The sequence below is a fragment of the Lacibacter sp. genome (assembly GCF_035299325.1).
Lineage (GTDB): Bacteria > Bacteroidota > Bacteroidia > Chitinophagales > Chitinophagaceae > Lacibacter.
Genome location: NZ_DATGWT010000023.1, coordinates 44,449 through 59,769, shown reverse-complemented (window position 1 = coordinate 59,769; position 15,321 = coordinate 44,449). Strand labels below are relative to the sequence as shown.

Genomic DNA, 15,321 nt, shown 5'->3' with positions numbered 1-15,321 from the left:
CTTAAAATCATCGGGCTATGTCTTGCTGCGGAAGTAAACGGGAAAGTTTAAAACAATCATTCGCCTCACAGGTACAGGAAACTGAACAACACTCCACAAAAATGTGGAACGATGTATTGTTCGAATATACAGGTAACAACAGTTTTACAGTAAAAGGAAGTGTAACCGGTAACCGGTACAATTTTAGTAAAACAGGTGAACGACAACTGGTTGATTACCGTGATGCCAGTGGCATGCGTGCTGAATCTTCGTTGAAAAAAGTAAATGCATCCTGAACTTAGAATACAATCAGGAAACTTCCGTTTTCAGGATCTTCCATCATTTCGGCCATGGAAGCTGTAAAGAAAACTGTCTTTTTATCTTCAAGCAGTTTTGCACTTTTACCTTCGAGCCTTTTTACAGGTCGTGGTAGTTTAATTGTAACGCTCATCACCATCTGGCTCATGAACATTTCAGCACCTTTCATTTGATCACCATAAGTTTCTGACATTGATTCTTTGGTAAGTGCAATACGTTGTATGCTGGTATCAGTGATAATATAAGGCGATGCTGTTGATGGCATGTTCCCCATCACATTTGCCAAACCACCCATGCCTGCGCCGGGAGCTCCTTCTTCGGGCGCTTCTTCACCGGGTTGCGGTGTTTTCTTTTTTGATTTATTTACTGAATCAACATAGTAGTAAGCTTTAAAAAACTTTTGCAGGTCTTTAATATCCTTTACAGGATATTTTGTTTCCATGTTGAATTTATTATCATCCATACTCATCACCATGTGAAGGGTTCCGTTTTTAAAATAAGCCTGCTCTTCTGCTGAAAGAGGTTTATCTAACGAATCAAGTTGTGATGCCAGCGACATGGTGGTATCGATTTTTTTCCCTTTTAAACTGTCGGGCATTTGTCCACCGCCCATGCTCTTCATCATTTCCAACGCCTGGCTCATATCAGTTGCCAACATGTACTGGCCTTTACCTGCAGAGCTAAGGTCAATCTCTTCATTGATGGTGCAACTGGCAAACGATGCAACAACTAAAATACCTGCGATGATCTTTACAATTTTCATATTTCTTATTTTATGCCGGTTCAACCCAGGCACTGTTTTCTTTTAATAAATTAATGAGTTCATCAACTGCAACTTCACTATCTACATTACGCTTCACTACTTCTTTTCCTTTGTATAACGTGATCTTTCCCGGACCACTGCCTACATAACCAAAATCTGCATCAGCCATCTCACCGGGGCCATTTACAATACAACCCATGATAGCGATCTTCACGCCTTTCAAATGATTGGTGACCGAACGGATCTTTGCTGTTGTTTCCTGCAGATCAAATAATGTTCGTCCACAACTCGGACACGAAATATACTCCGTTTTTGAAATACGAGTACGTGTTGCCTGCAAAATAGTAAAAGCCGTGTTATTGATGAACTGTTCAGGCGATTGGTTGCTTAGATAATTTCTACCGGCAGTATTTTGCGAGTAATTGGCAGCCTGTAACGAATAACTATTTGTACTCATGCCCAAACAAATACCATCACCCATACCATCGAGCAGCAAGGCGCCGCACTCAGTGGAATAGTGAATAAGATGCTCATCGGCTGTTTCCCAATTACTGTCTGTAATTAACACAACCGGGTTTTTGATCTTGCGATTCATCAGCTCAATAAACATACGACGCACACTCTGCATCGCATTTTTATTCGTACTGCTCAAACACAATACAACTGTTGGATCATTTGCCAATACATCGAGATAAGTATAATCATTAAGCGTTGTATCATCGTTATAACAATCGATCATAACAAAATTCAATACATCATTTTTCACCTCGGCTTCTGCATAACCACTGTCTGCAAAAATGGGAAAGTACTTTTGCTCGCCTGCAACTGTTGCCGCAGATGCTTTCCATGTTTCTGGATAAACAATCACTTTCAATGTGCCCGGCAATTCAAAATTCAATCTTTGATTGGCAATGAAAATATAATCAGCTGCCATATCACCAATACTCCACTTATCTGTTACTTCATCATATTTATAACCTACACGTTCTAATTCTTTTGCTGTGATGGAATCAAGCTTACTAAGATCCGCAATAACAACAGGTACTTGCTTGCCACCAATATTGCTTACTGCAAAACTTTCCCTGCGTTTGTATTCAAAAGGAGAATAAGGTAATCCGGAAGTAGAAATAGCCGGAATTTTTGCTGTTGGTTTTTCAGTTTGCTGATATCGTTTCACCAGGTCTCTGCACACCGGAATTTCAAACTCAGGGTCTTCTGTTAAACTTACACGCACGGTATCGCCAATGCCATCTTCGAGTAATGTACCAATACCTGCTGCACTTTTCACACGACCATCTTCACCATCACCTGCTTCGGTAACACCAAGATGCAACGGGTAACATTCATTGAACTCGTCCATCATGTGATTGATGAGCATACGATACGCCTGCACCATCACCTGCGGATTACTGCTCTTCATGCTGAGCATTATATTGTGAAAACTTTCTGCACGTGCAATGCGTAAGAATTCCATAGCGCTTTCCACCATACCAATTGCAGTATCGCCATACCGACTCATAATACGATCGCTCAGTGAACCATGATTGGTTCCGATACGCATGGCCGTTCCATACTCCTTACAAATTTTCACCAGCGGTGTAAAGCGCTCACGAATGCGATCGATCTCTTCAAGATATTCTGCATCTGTATATTCGATCTGTTCAAATTTTTTCTTATCAACATAGTTACCGGGATTCACACGCACTTTCTCTACAATCCGTGCTGCTATCTCGGCAGCGTTTGGCGTAAAATGAATATCAGCCACTAACGGAGTGTTGTAGCCTCTTTTGCGCAATGCATCTTTAATGTTCTGTAAATTCTCTGCCTCTTTTTTTGAAGGTGCAGTTATACGAACCAACTCGGCACCGGCTTCAATACAGCGGATGCTTTGTTCTACCGTAGCAATGGTATCCATTGTGTCGGTAGTGGTCATCGTTTGCAAACGGATAGGATGGAAATTCCCCAACAGCAGATCGCCGATCTTTACCTCTTTTGTTGCCAGTCGTTTGTATTCAGTTAAGGAAGCAGTATATAAATGCATATTTCAGATTGCCGATTTTCGATTTCAGATTGGTAAAATTACAACCTGTTGAAGCATTTGGTTCTAATAAATCTGAAATCATCAATCTAAAATCAAAAATTCTTTACCAGTCTTTCTCCGGCTGGTTGGGAACAGCGGTTTTTTTCCGCACTTTTTCCTGTAATTCACGCTCTTTTTGCTCGAGTGCTTTGAGGTATTGCTCAGCCTGCTTTTTGGTAAGCTTGCTTTTTTGAGGCTTGGGTTGCTCTGGCTTTGGTTCTTCCTTCTTTTTTTCCTGTTTCTGCTTTTGCTCCTTCTGCTCTTTCTTTTGATCCTTTTTCGGTTCCTGTTGCTTTTTCTGTTGAAGTGCCAGTTGCAGATTTTTTCTTACTTCTTCATCTTCAGGAGTTAAACGCAATGCCTGTTTATATGCTTCAATTGCTTCGGTTAAGCGATTGCCTTTATGCAATAAAACGCCCTTGTTATAAAGCGCCTTTGTTTTCAGTTCAGGATCATCGGTAGCGTTGATCACTCCATCAAACGATTTTACCGCATCATCAATACTTTCCTTTTTATAAAGTGTGTTACCAAGATTATATCGTGCAATCAGGTTTTCTTTTTTGCTCAATGCTTTTTGATAAGCTTCTTCCGCTTTATCATAATTACCTTCTTTGTAATAACGATTGCCCTTCATCACTTCCCCTTCCTGTGCATGGGTAAGCAACGCAGTAAATAAAACAAATATGGTTAAGAAAATCTTCATGCCTTCTTACGTTCATAAATAAACAGTTCAACAATCAGCAGCAATAATGCAGCCGTTAAAAACCAGAAGAAGAAGTTGTTATAGTTGGTGTTGCTCACTTCTCCTTCCACACCTTTTTTTTCCAGCTGGTTGATGATAGTTGTAACTTCCTTCAGCATTTCATCGGTATTCTCAAGATTGCCATATAAGCCACCATTCACTGCAGCAAGTTGACGAAGCAATGGTTCATTCAACTTCGATACAACTGTTTGCCCAAGATTATCTTTCTTGAATTCTTTTGTTTCAGGATCAGTAATGGGAGAACCTTCTGCTGTTCCTAAACCTATACTCAGTAATAAAAAACCACGGTTTTTCAGTTCACGGGCCATATTCTCTGCCGCTTCATCATGATCTTCACCATCTGTTATCAGCAACAGCACTTTGTAACGTTTACTTTCCTGCGGAAAACTTTCTGCTGCCAATCGCATGGCTTCACCAATAACAGTTCCTTGAGTTGGTACTGCATCAGGCGCAGCCGATTGCACATATAATTTTGCAGCACCCTGATCTGCTGTTAATGGCATGGGCAAATAAGCTTTACCTGCAAACCAGATGAGCCCGACACGATCATCAGGTAATTGATCAAGAAGTTTATTGATGAATTGTTTGGCCTTATCCAAACGGGTAGGTTTTACATCATCAGCCAACATGCTTTTACTTACATCCATGGCAATGATAATATCCCGGCCTTTGCGGTTTACATTTTCTGCTTTCCCTGCTGTACGCAGATTAGCCGCACCTACTGCTGTTAATGCAATAGCGGCCAGAATGAGATAAAACTTCGCTGCAAATTTTTTCCCGGAATGATTGGCTGTTAAGAGATTCACCAACTGTTCGTCACCAATTTTCTTTTTTGTCTTCTTTTTCCAACGCTTGTTGAATACAAATAATAAAATCACTGGTATAACTACTGCCAGCAAGAGTAAATATTCGATATGTGCGAAGGAGAACAAGGATAATTGTGATTAATAACGTACAAGTTTCAGGGTACAAAGTACAAGTTTACCGAAATAAACAAAAGTTAAGCCAGATTTCTTTAATAGGCAATACTCAATGGGCAATTAGCAAAGAACAATACTCATTTGCGTCCGACTTGCCTATTGCTTATTGCCAATTGCTCATTCATTATTTCTTCCCCTGCATAAAATCGTAATGCTTCAAAATGTCTTTCAGCAATGCAAGACGATTATTCCTCATGTCGTATTTTTCATCAGGTGATTGAACCAGCAACACAAAAAAGTAAGGGTGACGGTTTTCTTCGATCCAACCCACGATCCAGCCAATGTTTTCACCTTTTTCATCGAAACCCCAACCTGTTTTGTAGGCGAGTTTGTACAGCGAATTATCTTCCTGCATCATCACTTTGCGAACGATCTGCTGGGTACGTTTCTGAAAAGGAAGCTGTTCAAAATACAGGCGTTTTACCAAGCCCAATTGTTCATCGGGCGAAATTTTAATGGCGTTGTTGAGCCAGAATGAATCAACCGCAACACCTATGTTTTTGTTTCCGTATTGCAATGTATCAATCCAGAACTGCATCGTATCCTTACCGATCCTGCGTGCCACTTCCTGGTAATAAGGAACCGATGAAACTTTAAATGCTTCTTCCATCGTCATATCCTTGTTCAACTCTGTTCGATCTCTTACCACACCGTCCCATTTAATGACCATCTTTTCATCAAAGATCTTTCCTGTTTCCAAGCCAATGAGTGAGTTCACAATTTTGAATGTGGAAGCGGGTGTAAAACGTTTTCTGAAATTAGCTGAATCGTAAATGGTAAACTGTGCCTGCGCATTATCAAACAACGCAAAAGAACCGGTTGCTTTGTATTTATCGAAATACTGTTTCAGGTCGTTATCAATCGAAAAATTATTGATGGAACAAGAGTTAAAAAGTACAACCAGGAAGAACAAAACAGGAACAAACCGCATGTTTAAAATTTTGCACAAAAGTAAAGTGAGAATGTGAATGGCCTCCTAAAACTTTCCGAAAAGCAATAAGCGTCCTTTCCCGGCGTTTTAGAGGCTCAAAACCAGCCATCATGCCCCGTACACTACTGCCACTGTTGATCAGTGTTAGCTTTTTTGCGCTAAGCTGCAAGAAAAATGAAACCGGCAACCGTTCTGCAAAAGTTATTTTCAAATTCAAATTCGATTCCACACAGGTAAGACTGAATAATATTGGTCAGCCATCAACTATACCTGCAGGTAATGCAGCCCAAAGTGGCGTGATGAATAAGATGAGTGCGCATTATATTGAGCTTGCTCCCGGTCCTCTTACGTTATTGGGAAAAGGTGCAGTACTGTATCATGCAGCAGAAACAACTGCTGGCGGCAGTAATGCCATTGACTTTGAAAAAGCACCGCAAGCAGGCAATAACGAAGTGTTTTATGAAGTGCCCATCAACCAGATAGCTGTTGGTGAATATGAATGGCTGCGTATCTCACTCGCTTATCAAAATGGCGATGTGAAAATAAGAGTTGATACAACCATCAACGGTGTTTCCATAAACCAGGATCTTACGGCAACCATTGCATCGTTCATTGGTTTCAACAGTTATATCAAAACGTTTACAGTAAAAACACAAAGTATACCGGTAAATGGTAACCGCACCCAGGGTTTCTGGGGTTTCGAAACAAGTGTTCCTGTGCTGGGAACAAATATTCCTGTTGCACAAAGCGGTCAGGCACCTGCCGGAGCAACAACAGTTGTAAATCCATTGTTCAATACATCACCCATTCCTGCAGGAAGTTGTGTGGTAACAGCAGCGTTTGCCAATGGCAAACTGAAGATCACCGGAAATGAAACAAAAGATATTGTGGTGGAATGCAGTTTCAGCATCAACAAGAGCGTGGAATGGAAAGACCTGAACCCAAATGGTAAATGGGAGCCGTTGAAAGGCGAAACCCTGGTTGATATGGGTATACGTGGATTGATCCCCACCATTAAATAAAAGCACTTAAAACCTGTTCACAACAGAAGCTATCTTCAAATAAAAATTGCATCTTGCAGTACTTATTTCAAGCAAAAATCAGACAGATGAAAAAGAATCAACTCTATGCTTTAACACTTCTCTTTGCAATCATTTCTTTTGGGCTTAGCTCCTGTTCAAAAGAAAAATCATTCAGCAGTGGCGGAAGCGGTGGAACCGGCGGAACAGGTGGAGGAGGCGGCACAGGAGGAAGCAGCAGCTACTTTATGAAATTTAAAATTAACGGTGTACAAAAAGAATTTAACGCTAATACATTTGCTGTTTTTAGTTCAATTGATATCGTTGGCACAACTATTTACACTGCATCGATCCAGGGCACATTCAGCACGTCTAGTTCAACTACAAACCTGATGGGTATTAACATAAATGATATTACCCCGATTGTTGCCAATAAAGATTATTCAGATGCTACAGTTGGCCAAACCATACAAGGTGCGCTTTTGTATTTTGATGCTACAGGCGAACAGTATAGTACTTTACTGGTACCAACCGATGTAAACCTCAAGATCCGCATTACGGAACTGACAAGTACGGTTGTAGCAGGAACCTTTAGTGGAAAAATGCAGGCAATGACAGGTACAACGGTTTTAAATGTAACGGAAGGAAGTTTCAGGATCAAACGATAATAAATTGTTACTCACGCCTCAGCAATCCTTGCTGCAGCCCAACTACTTTATAACTATCAACGGGTGGTATTTCTTTTGAAGTACCACCCGTTTTTGCAATTGGTTTTGCTGCGTAAGTAGTAAATGAAACCATCAAGCCGTCAGCGGTTAATTCATACTTGCTGACAATCGTGCTGCCTGATACGGCAAAGACAGAACTAAACGTATTACCGATAAAATATCCATCCAGCACAATTGTATTTCGTTCATCGATTTGCCAATGACCTTTTGTTGTATCGACCGGCATTAATATGTACGGACGATTGTCTTTCTGCTCATCACCATAAATTATCTGCCAGGTATAACGACCACTGTCAACAGCTTGAATATTCAAACTCATGGTAAATTGCTGTGGCACTTTTTCTGGCCGATTCCATGTAAGTGTGCCTTTCCAGTTGCCAACAAAAGATTGTGGAAATGAAAGTTGTTGTGCTGATGAAACCAAACAGATCAGCAGCAATGCATGTACAATCAAGAGTTTCCTCATACGGTTACTTCTTTCAATACACCCAACTCTTTCCCCACTTTTGTAAACGCCGCAATGGCTTTGTCTAAATGCTGTTGATCATGCGCTGCACTTAATTGTACACGTATGCGTGCCTGGCCTTTTGGTACAACCGGGAAGAAAAATCCGATCACATAAATTCCTTCCTTCAACAATTTGGCCGCAAAATCCTGCGCCACCACTGCATCGTATAACATGATGGGAACAATCGGATGGTCACCCGGTTTAATATCAAAACCGGCAGCGGTCATTTTACTACGGAAGTATTTTGTATTGGCTTCGAGTTTATCACGCAGTTCAGTTGTTTCGCTTAACAGATCCATTACGGCAATGGATGCACCCACAATACTTGGGGCCAATGTATTACTGAAAAGATAGGGGCGTGAACGTTGACGCAACATTTCGATCACTTCTTTACGACCACTGGTGAAACCGCCACTGGCGCCGCCGAGTGCTTTACCTAGTGTACCTGTAATGATATCGATCTTACCCATCACTCCGCGGTATTCATGAGTGCCACGACCGGTCTTTCCGAGAAAGCCGCTTGAATGACATTCATCGACCATGATCGCTGCATCATATTTTTCTGCGAGTTCAACAATTTTATCGAGCTGGGCAATGGTGCCATCCATACTGAAACTTCCATCAGTAACAATCACACGGTTACGGGCACCCGCTGCTTCCTGCAGTTTGGCTTCAAGATCGGCCATGTTGTTATGCTCATAACGGAAACGCTGAGCTTTACACAAACGCACCCCGTCAATAATGCTGGCATGGTTCAACGCATCGCTGATGATGGCATCCTGTTCGCCAAACAAGGGCTCAAATACACCCCCGTTGGCATCAAAAGCCGCGGCATATAAAATGGTATCTTCTGTACCGAGGAATTTCGAAATTTTCTTTTCCAGTTCTTTATGAATATCCTGCGTTCCGCAAATAAAACGTACGCTGCTCATCCCAAAGCCACGGAGGTCGATGTATTTTTTTGCCGCCTCAATCACTTTCGGATGCGACGACAAGCCGAGATAATTATTGGCACAGAAATTCAATACAACCTTCCCGTTGACCATGATCTCAGGACCTTGGGCGCTCTCAATGATGCGCTCGGTTTTAAAAAGCCCGTTGGTCTTGATCTCATCCAATTCATTTGCAATGCGTTGCACTAACTTCTCATTCATAACAATAGGTTTAAACGACAAAAATAAGAGGATTCAGAGGTTCTTTTATGCGTAACCGATTGCATGTTCAAGAAATTCACACAAATATGTGGTACAACTGTAACATTTTCCTTCTACCTTCGTCTTATCCTTCAAACAGGTGTTTATGAAAAAGCAAATCATCCTTCTTGGTGCTGTGGTATTAGTTACCGTTTCTGCATGGGCATTGCTTACCATCACACCTGCCAAAAAATCTTCTGCTTCATCTCCCAAATGCAGCAAAACCTGCCAGGAAAAACCGGCGCCAAACACGGCACCGCAAACCGGCTTCTTCATTTTCGATTCTTTTTCAGGTACGCTCTAAAAATATTTTTATTTTCCTGTAACTTTTATTTTCGGTGTCCGTATTACTGATAGTTAAATTTATCATCACGGATCACTAACTGATTTATGACCGCCAGAGAATATAATGAATGTGTGACCCGGTATGCCGACAACGTATACCGTTTTATCCTCAAGAATTTGGGGCACGAAGAAGATGCACGGGATGTTGTGCAGAGTGCTTTCGAAAAATTGTGGGTGAATAAAGACAATGTAGACAATGAGCGCAGCAAATCATACCTGTTTACCATTGCCTACAACCAGATGATCGATCACATTCGCAAACACAAACGGGTGAGCCTGCGAGATGAATTTGCAGAAGAAGTGAGAATACAGGAAAGGCCGCAACATAATATGAAGAAAGTGTTGGAAGAGGCACTGGCCCGGTTGAGTGAAACAGCAAGAAGCCTGGTTTTATTAAAAGATTACGAAGGATACAGTTACGACGAGATTGGTGAAATAACGGGATTGAACGAAAGCCAGGTGAAAGTTTATTTGCACAGAGCAAGATTACAGTTGAAGAATTATTTAGTGAGTATTGAGAATGTAATGTAGGATATAGATCATAGTTGATAGTTCATGGCAAAATGCTTTGAAATGAACCATGAACAATGAACCATTAACTTGAATAACAATGAACATTAACCGCCATAATTACGAAGAGTTTTTCCTCCTGTATGTCGACAACGAGTTGACAGCCGGGCAGCGGAAAATTGTGGAAGCATTTGTGGCATCTAATCCCGACTTACAGGAAGAATTTGATTTGATCCAGCAGTCTACTTTTACAGATGATGTAAAACTGGATTCAATATTCATCAATTCTTTATTGAAACCGGTTGATGAAGAAAGCAACATCAGCGAAGAGCAATTGTTACTTTATATTGATGATGAATTAAGAGCTGATGAAAAAGCACAAGTTGAAAAAGAACTTGTAGCTAACACAACACTTCAGAAAGAATTACAGTGGCTTCGTCGCAGCCAGTTAACAGCTGACACTTCTATTGTATTCCCCGATAAATCTTTACTGTATAAACAAGCTGAACCTGCACATGTATTCTCGATGAGCATAACAGCCAGGAGATGGAGCGCTGCAGCGGCAGTTGTTGTATTGCTGGGCAGTGCCATGTGGCTGATGTTGGATAAAACGAAAACAACAGATAAACCGGAATCTATTGCTGTTATTGATCAACAACAACCGGTAAAGAAAAATACAGAAGAAACAAACAGGCCGTCTTCCGTAAAAGATTTAGTGAAAGAGACACTGGATGAACAAACCAGCGAGTTTAATCAATCTACAGCATCTACTGAATCAACAGAAAAAACAAAAACATCTACAACTGGCAATGTTTCTGCGCCTACAGTTAATACAACTGGAAAAACAGAAACAACAATTACTACGCCTGTTGTTGAAAAACCAATAGATATTGTGAAGACTGATGTAACTGAAAAAATAGTTGAAAATAAAATTGATGCCCCCAGTAACATTTCTAAAACTTCAACCGTACAACCTATAGCAAACAACATCAGCTATGCTGCTTACAACAACGATGTTGCCGACGAAGAAGAGGACGGACTCCTTAACGAAGAAAGGCAACGCAGAAGTGGAATAGCAGGGTTGATAAAAAAAGCAAAACGGACGCTTGAACGTAAAACCGGTATTCAATCAAGTTCTTCCGAAGTACGCTTTGCAGTGTTTGCAGTAAACACCCAATAACAAAAACTTTAAACGGAAATTTTTATGAAGCAGTTTTTATTCTCATTGCTTGGTCTAGTACTATGCCTCGGCCTCAATGCACAAAGCGACACCACAAAACCACAAAGTGCCGATACCATTAAAGTCGGCAACATGATCATCATCAAAAAACATGATGGCAAAGAAAAGAAAGCAGAAAAAGATGAAAATGACGATGACGACGATGATGACGGCGTATCGGTTGAAATCAAAAAACGTAAAGAGTATAAAAAATCAAACATCAGTACAAACTGGCTTATTCTTGATCTTGGTTTCTCTAACGTAAATGATCAAACAAATTATGCATCACCTGAAGCACAGGCATTTTTCCCAACAGGAACAAAAGACCAAATGGGTCTGCGTAACGGTCGCTCTATTAATGTAAACGTTTGGTTCTTTATGCAACGTGTAAACCTGATCAAACACGTAGTAAACCTGAAATATGGTTTAGGTGTAGAGATGAATAATTACAGTTTCGAAAAAAGCATTCGTTACAATACCGAACCCGTTACAAATATTACCATCGACAATTTCAAATACAGAAAAAATAAACTGGCAGCTGATTATTTAACTGTGCCTGTTATGCTCGATTTCAACTTTGCTCCCAAGCGTAAAAAAGGTTATGGCTTCAGTGCCGGTGTAAGCGCAGGTTACATGTATGCAGCCCGCCAGAAAATGAAGAGTGAACAAAACGGTAAAGAAAAAGTAAGAAGCGATTTCAACCTTGAACCATGGAAGCTTTCTGCAATTGGTGAATTGAACCTGGGTGCGGTTCGCTTATACGGAAGCTACGCACTCAACAACTTACATAAAAACGGACTGGAACAAACGCCTTACAACTTTGGTATAAGATTCAGCAGCTGGTAATACAGCTCACGCTGTATTCTCTGGCTAACCGCTTCTCTTTTGAGGAGCGGTTTTTTTATGGGTGGCTTACCCGATTTGATTAAACACTTCTATAACTTGATAATTTCTTTACTTTGTCGAAATTTAAAAAACGAACTATGGGTTATAAAGTGATCGATATTGAAGGCATTGGTCCAAACTATGCAGCACGATTGGAAACCATGGCCATTTTTACAACAGACGATCTGTTGGCACAAGGCGGAACAAAAAAAGGACGGGTAGCGATCAATGAAATAACTGAGATCCCTGAAAACCTGATCCTCACCTGGGTGAACCATGCCGATCTCCACCGCATTAATGGTGTTGCCGGACAAACAGCGGAGTTACTGGAAGCTGCAGGAGTTGATACCGTGAAAGAACTTGCTACACGCAATGCAGAAAACCTGCATGCAAAGATGGTAGAGACAAATGAAAAGTTTGGTTTGACCGGCAAAGTTCCTTCAGCAGAAAAACTGGCAGCCATGATTGCCGAAGCAAAAACACTGGAGCCAAAAGTTTTTCACTAAGCATTCTTACGAATAAAAAATAAAGCCGCCTCATTTACAGGGCGGCTTTATTGTATAGCTTCAAACAAGGTTATCCACCACTTCTTCATAAAGGGATTGTTAATTAAATTCACACCCATACTATAGCATAATTATTGCCCGTTAATTCTGTACTGTTGAAATGAGTTATAAAAAATTAATGAGCAATTTCTGCATTAAAGCGAGATTAATTTTTAATGACGAATAACAACTGACAATTAAAAACAGAAAAGATTCAGTTGAAAACAACGTGAAAATGAAGAACCGGTCAACCCCACTTATTCTTTGTTGTGTGCTGATGCTGATGTTATCCGGGTTTAGTTTTTTCAGCCGGAGTAAAACAGCACTTCATAAACCAGCTGTAAAAAAATCAGCTTACTACAAAGTAGTTATTGATAAAAGCAACTACGAGTTGAAAGTGTATGATGAAGAAGGATGGTTGTTTACTTATCCTGTGGTATTTGGTTCAAGCGAACTGACTGATAAAATGATGGAGGGTGATCGTCGGACTCCGGAAGGAACCTATCGAATCATTGCCAAGAAGCTTCACGCAGAATGGGGTCATTTTTTATTGCTCGACTATCCCACACAAAGTGACATAGAAAAATTCAACGCCCGTAAATCGCAGGGCGTTATTCCAGCCAATGCAAGACCTGGTGGAGGTATTGGCATACATGCCACCCGGCGTAACGAAGATCGTTTTGTAGATTACTATTACAATTGGACGCTCGGCTGTATTTCCACAAAACGTGAGTACGCTAAAGAACTATACACACTCCTTCCCGTTGGCACTGAAGTGACCATACTTCGTTAAAATACCGTCTCAAGGGTATAAGATCAAAAAGAAGTAAGGCTTTTATTTGGTTTCAAATTCCACAACATGAAACCAAGACATTTTTTATTGTTTTTCCTTTTTACAGTTAACCAGGTAGTTGCTCAACGATTAACTAAAGAAGCTAATTATGAAATAAGCGGCAAAGCAAACAGAGGCTATATGTACGAGCCGGTAATTGACGAATCTAATAACAAGCTATCGCTCACATTTGTTACAAAAGCAACAAATAAAAAGGCAAAGTTTGAAACTTACAATTTTGATCTGGACTTTACTTTTAAAAGTAAAGAAGACAGTGAAGTACCCATGGAAAAAGTAAAAGGATACCGGGCAGATAAAGGAGATGAATGGGAACAGGAGGCTGTAACTGTTGAGAAAAATTTTATGGGTACGCTTATTTTACGACGCAAAACTTATAAATATAAATGGAACTGGTTTTGGGGCGGTTACGATCGCAAAGTAACATCAGGTGAAAAACTTAAACCTAAAACAGATGATGGCGGCAAACTTCAGTATATAACACATGCTGAGCAACCTAACGGCGACATCATGATTATTGCAACAGATAAAGGTAAAGGGCTTGGTAATATGTTAACAATGACAACGGAGTTTCATATACTTCGATATGATCATGAATTAAATAAACTGAGTGATGAAGAATTTAAATTTGATTTTCCACAAACGCTGGTAGCTGCAAATACAGATGATGCTGATGAAGATGAAGAAAATACCGAACAGAAAGAATTGATTATGGTATTTGCCCCAATGGGCGGAAAAGGTTTTAAATCTGTGGCCGACCCTGATGCAAAAAATTATTCGTTTGCCAGAATCAGTACTGATGGAAAGTTAAAGGAGCGCATACCTTTTAAAAGTAAGACAGGTATTTTTAATGGGGATATGTTAATTGAAACAAACGACGGTGTATATATTGTTGGTGCTACTGGTGATGAGGATAGCCAGAAAGACTATTTCAATGAAAAATTTGCCGCACCTTTTGGAATGCGAGACGAGGAAATAGAAAAATTTAAAGCGAAGGGGTTTCAAATTGTAAAAATTGCAAATGGCAAAGCTGTATATACCACTTTAAATACATTGGATGACTTTGACAAAAAATCACAATCCCCTCCATCGCAAAAAAGAAAACCCGAATATACTGGTCGTAAGTTTAAAGTATCAACTGTAAAAGCAATGCCCAATGGCGACCTAATGATTGCAGGCCAGAAATATTCTAAATCAAAAGGCGGTGTCCTTGGTGGAAATAAATTTTTAGGCACAATAACAGGAACCGGCGGTGGTGGAGCTGCACAGGGAGGGCTGCAATATGAAGATATTATTATGATGCATTTTGCGAATGATGGAATATTAAGAGCAGCTTATGGTGTTCGCCGTGAAGAGAATGATAAAGATGCCAAATCATCTGCCAACAATCAATTATTATGGGTAGGGCCCGATGGTAAGTTATACTGGACTATTATGGAAATGAAAGGCTGGAGACAAGAAAAAGAGCTTGGTGAAAGTAAGTACAAGTTCCTCTTATATCCCAATGTAGCAATTGTTGATGTGCTTAATGCAAAGATTGGTGACTTTGTACAGTTCGGGCAGGGTAAAACAGATTACTATGTAAACAATAAATATCCCATGATGCCGCTAAAAGGTAACTCCCAAATCTTCTTCTTTGGAGAAAATAAAAGTGGAAAAACATTATGGTTTGCGAAAATGCCGCTGGAATAAAATAATTCAGCGA

Annotated in this window: 17 protein-coding genes; 10 read left to right on the top strand and 7 right to left on the bottom strand. The window is 40.3% G+C overall.

The features are described 5' to 3' along the window. Nucleotides 1–17: 17 nt before the first annotated feature. Nucleotides 18–275, top strand: coding sequence for a hypothetical protein (locus VK159_RS13500; protein ID WP_324230676.1), 258 nt, complete (start codon nucleotides 18–20; stop codon nucleotides 273–275). 2 nt (nucleotides 276–277) lie between these two features. Here VK159_RS13500 and VK159_RS13495 read toward each other — a convergent pair whose 3' ends face one another. The 5 genes from VK159_RS13495 to VK159_RS13475 form a co-directional block, all read right to left on the bottom strand. Then, nucleotides 278–1,060 (bottom strand): hypothetical protein, encoded by a 783-nt coding sequence (locus VK159_RS13495; protein WP_324230675.1) that lies wholly within the window; start codon nucleotides 1,058–1,060, stop codon nucleotides 278–280. A 10-nt stretch (nucleotides 1,061–1,070) separates the two neighbouring features. Further along, nucleotides 1,071–3,101 carry a (E)-4-hydroxy-3-methylbut-2-enyl-diphosphate synthase gene (gene ispG / locus VK159_RS13490; protein ID WP_324230674.1) on the bottom strand — a complete coding sequence of 677 codons (2,031 nt, stop codon included), beginning with the start codon at nucleotides 3,099–3,101 and terminating at the stop codon, nucleotides 1,071–1,073. Nucleotides 3,102–3,204: 103 nt separating this feature from the next. Continuing rightward, nucleotides 3,205–3,843, bottom strand: a complete 639-nt coding sequence (locus VK159_RS13485; protein WP_324230673.1) for a tetratricopeptide repeat protein — start codon at nucleotides 3,841–3,843, stop codon at nucleotides 3,205–3,207. Continuing rightward, on the bottom strand, nucleotides 3,840–4,835 hold the full coding sequence (locus VK159_RS13480; RefSeq protein WP_324230672.1) for a VWA domain-containing protein: 996 nt from the start codon (nucleotides 4,833–4,835) through the stop codon (nucleotides 3,840–3,842). The genes VK159_RS13485 and VK159_RS13480 overlap by 4 nt, the downstream gene beginning before the upstream one ends. A 172-nt stretch (nucleotides 4,836–5,007) precedes the next feature. Next, nucleotides 5,008–5,814: a penicillin-binding transpeptidase domain-containing protein gene (locus tag VK159_RS13475; RefSeq protein WP_324230671.1), complete on the bottom strand. Its 807-nt coding sequence runs from the start codon at nucleotides 5,812–5,814 to the stop codon at nucleotides 5,008–5,010. A gap of 110 nt (nucleotides 5,815–5,924) precedes the next feature. Between VK159_RS13475 and VK159_RS13470 the strand changes: the two genes are divergently transcribed. Beyond that, nucleotides 5,925–6,836, top strand: coding sequence for a hypothetical protein (locus VK159_RS13470; RefSeq protein WP_324230670.1), 912 nt, complete (start codon nucleotides 5,925–5,927; stop codon nucleotides 6,834–6,836). Nucleotides 6,837–6,922: 86 nt separating this feature from the next. Beyond that, nucleotides 6,923–7,501 (top strand): hypothetical protein, encoded by a 579-nt coding sequence (locus VK159_RS13465; protein WP_324230669.1) that lies wholly within the window; start codon nucleotides 6,923–6,925, stop codon nucleotides 7,499–7,501. 7 nt (nucleotides 7,502–7,508) lie between these two features. On the opposite strand, the gene VK159_RS13460 is transcribed toward VK159_RS13465, so the two are convergent. Both VK159_RS13460 and kbl read right to left on the bottom strand, forming a co-directional pair. Continuing rightward, the gene (locus VK159_RS13460; protein WP_324230668.1) at nucleotides 7,509–8,027 is read right to left on the bottom strand and encodes a hypothetical protein; all 519 of its coding nucleotides are present in this window, start codon (nucleotides 8,025–8,027) and stop codon (nucleotides 7,509–7,511) included. Then, a complete protein-coding gene (kbl, locus tag VK159_RS13455) occupies nucleotides 8,024–9,223 on the bottom strand; it encodes a glycine C-acetyltransferase (protein ID WP_324230667.1) in 1,200 nt (399 codons plus the stop codon). Before kbl ends, VK159_RS13460 begins: the two co-directional genes overlap by 4 nt. Before the next feature lie 145 nt (nucleotides 9,224–9,368). Between kbl and VK159_RS13450 the strand changes: the two genes are divergently transcribed. The 7 genes from VK159_RS13450 (at nucleotide 9,369) to VK159_RS13420 (ending at nucleotide 15,308) form a co-directional block, all read left to right on the top strand. Next, nucleotides 9,369–9,566 (top strand): hypothetical protein, encoded by a 198-nt coding sequence (locus tag VK159_RS13450; protein WP_324230666.1) that lies wholly within the window; start codon nucleotides 9,369–9,371, stop codon nucleotides 9,564–9,566. Between the two features lie 86 nt (nucleotides 9,567–9,652). Next, nucleotides 9,653–10,138 carry an RNA polymerase sigma factor gene (locus VK159_RS13445; protein ID WP_324230665.1) on the top strand — a complete coding sequence of 162 codons (486 nt, stop codon included), beginning with the start codon at nucleotides 9,653–9,655 and terminating at the stop codon, nucleotides 10,136–10,138. Nucleotides 10,139–10,217: 79 nt separating this feature from the next. Next, nucleotides 10,218–11,297, top strand: coding sequence for a hypothetical protein (locus tag VK159_RS13440; protein WP_324230664.1), 1,080 nt, complete (start codon nucleotides 10,218–10,220; stop codon nucleotides 11,295–11,297). A 24-nt stretch (nucleotides 11,298–11,321) separates the two neighbouring features. Continuing rightward, nucleotides 11,322–12,182, top strand: coding sequence for an outer membrane beta-barrel protein (locus tag VK159_RS13435; RefSeq protein WP_324230663.1), 861 nt, complete (start codon nucleotides 11,322–11,324; stop codon nucleotides 12,180–12,182). A 113-nt stretch (nucleotides 12,183–12,295) separates the two neighbouring features. Further along, nucleotides 12,296–12,727 carry a DUF4332 domain-containing protein gene (locus tag VK159_RS13430; protein ID WP_324230662.1) on the top strand — a complete coding sequence of 144 codons (432 nt, stop codon included), beginning with the start codon at nucleotides 12,296–12,298 and terminating at the stop codon, nucleotides 12,725–12,727. Nucleotides 12,728–13,001: 274 nt separating this feature from the next. Continuing rightward, nucleotides 13,002–13,559, top strand: coding sequence for a L,D-transpeptidase (locus VK159_RS13425; protein ID WP_324230661.1), 558 nt, complete (start codon nucleotides 13,002–13,004; stop codon nucleotides 13,557–13,559). A 66-nt stretch (nucleotides 13,560–13,625) separates the two neighbouring features. Further along, a complete protein-coding gene (locus tag VK159_RS13420; RefSeq protein ID WP_324230660.1) occupies nucleotides 13,626–15,308 on the top strand; it encodes a hypothetical protein in 1,683 nt (560 codons plus the stop codon). Nucleotides 15,309–15,321: the final 13 nt, after the last annotated feature.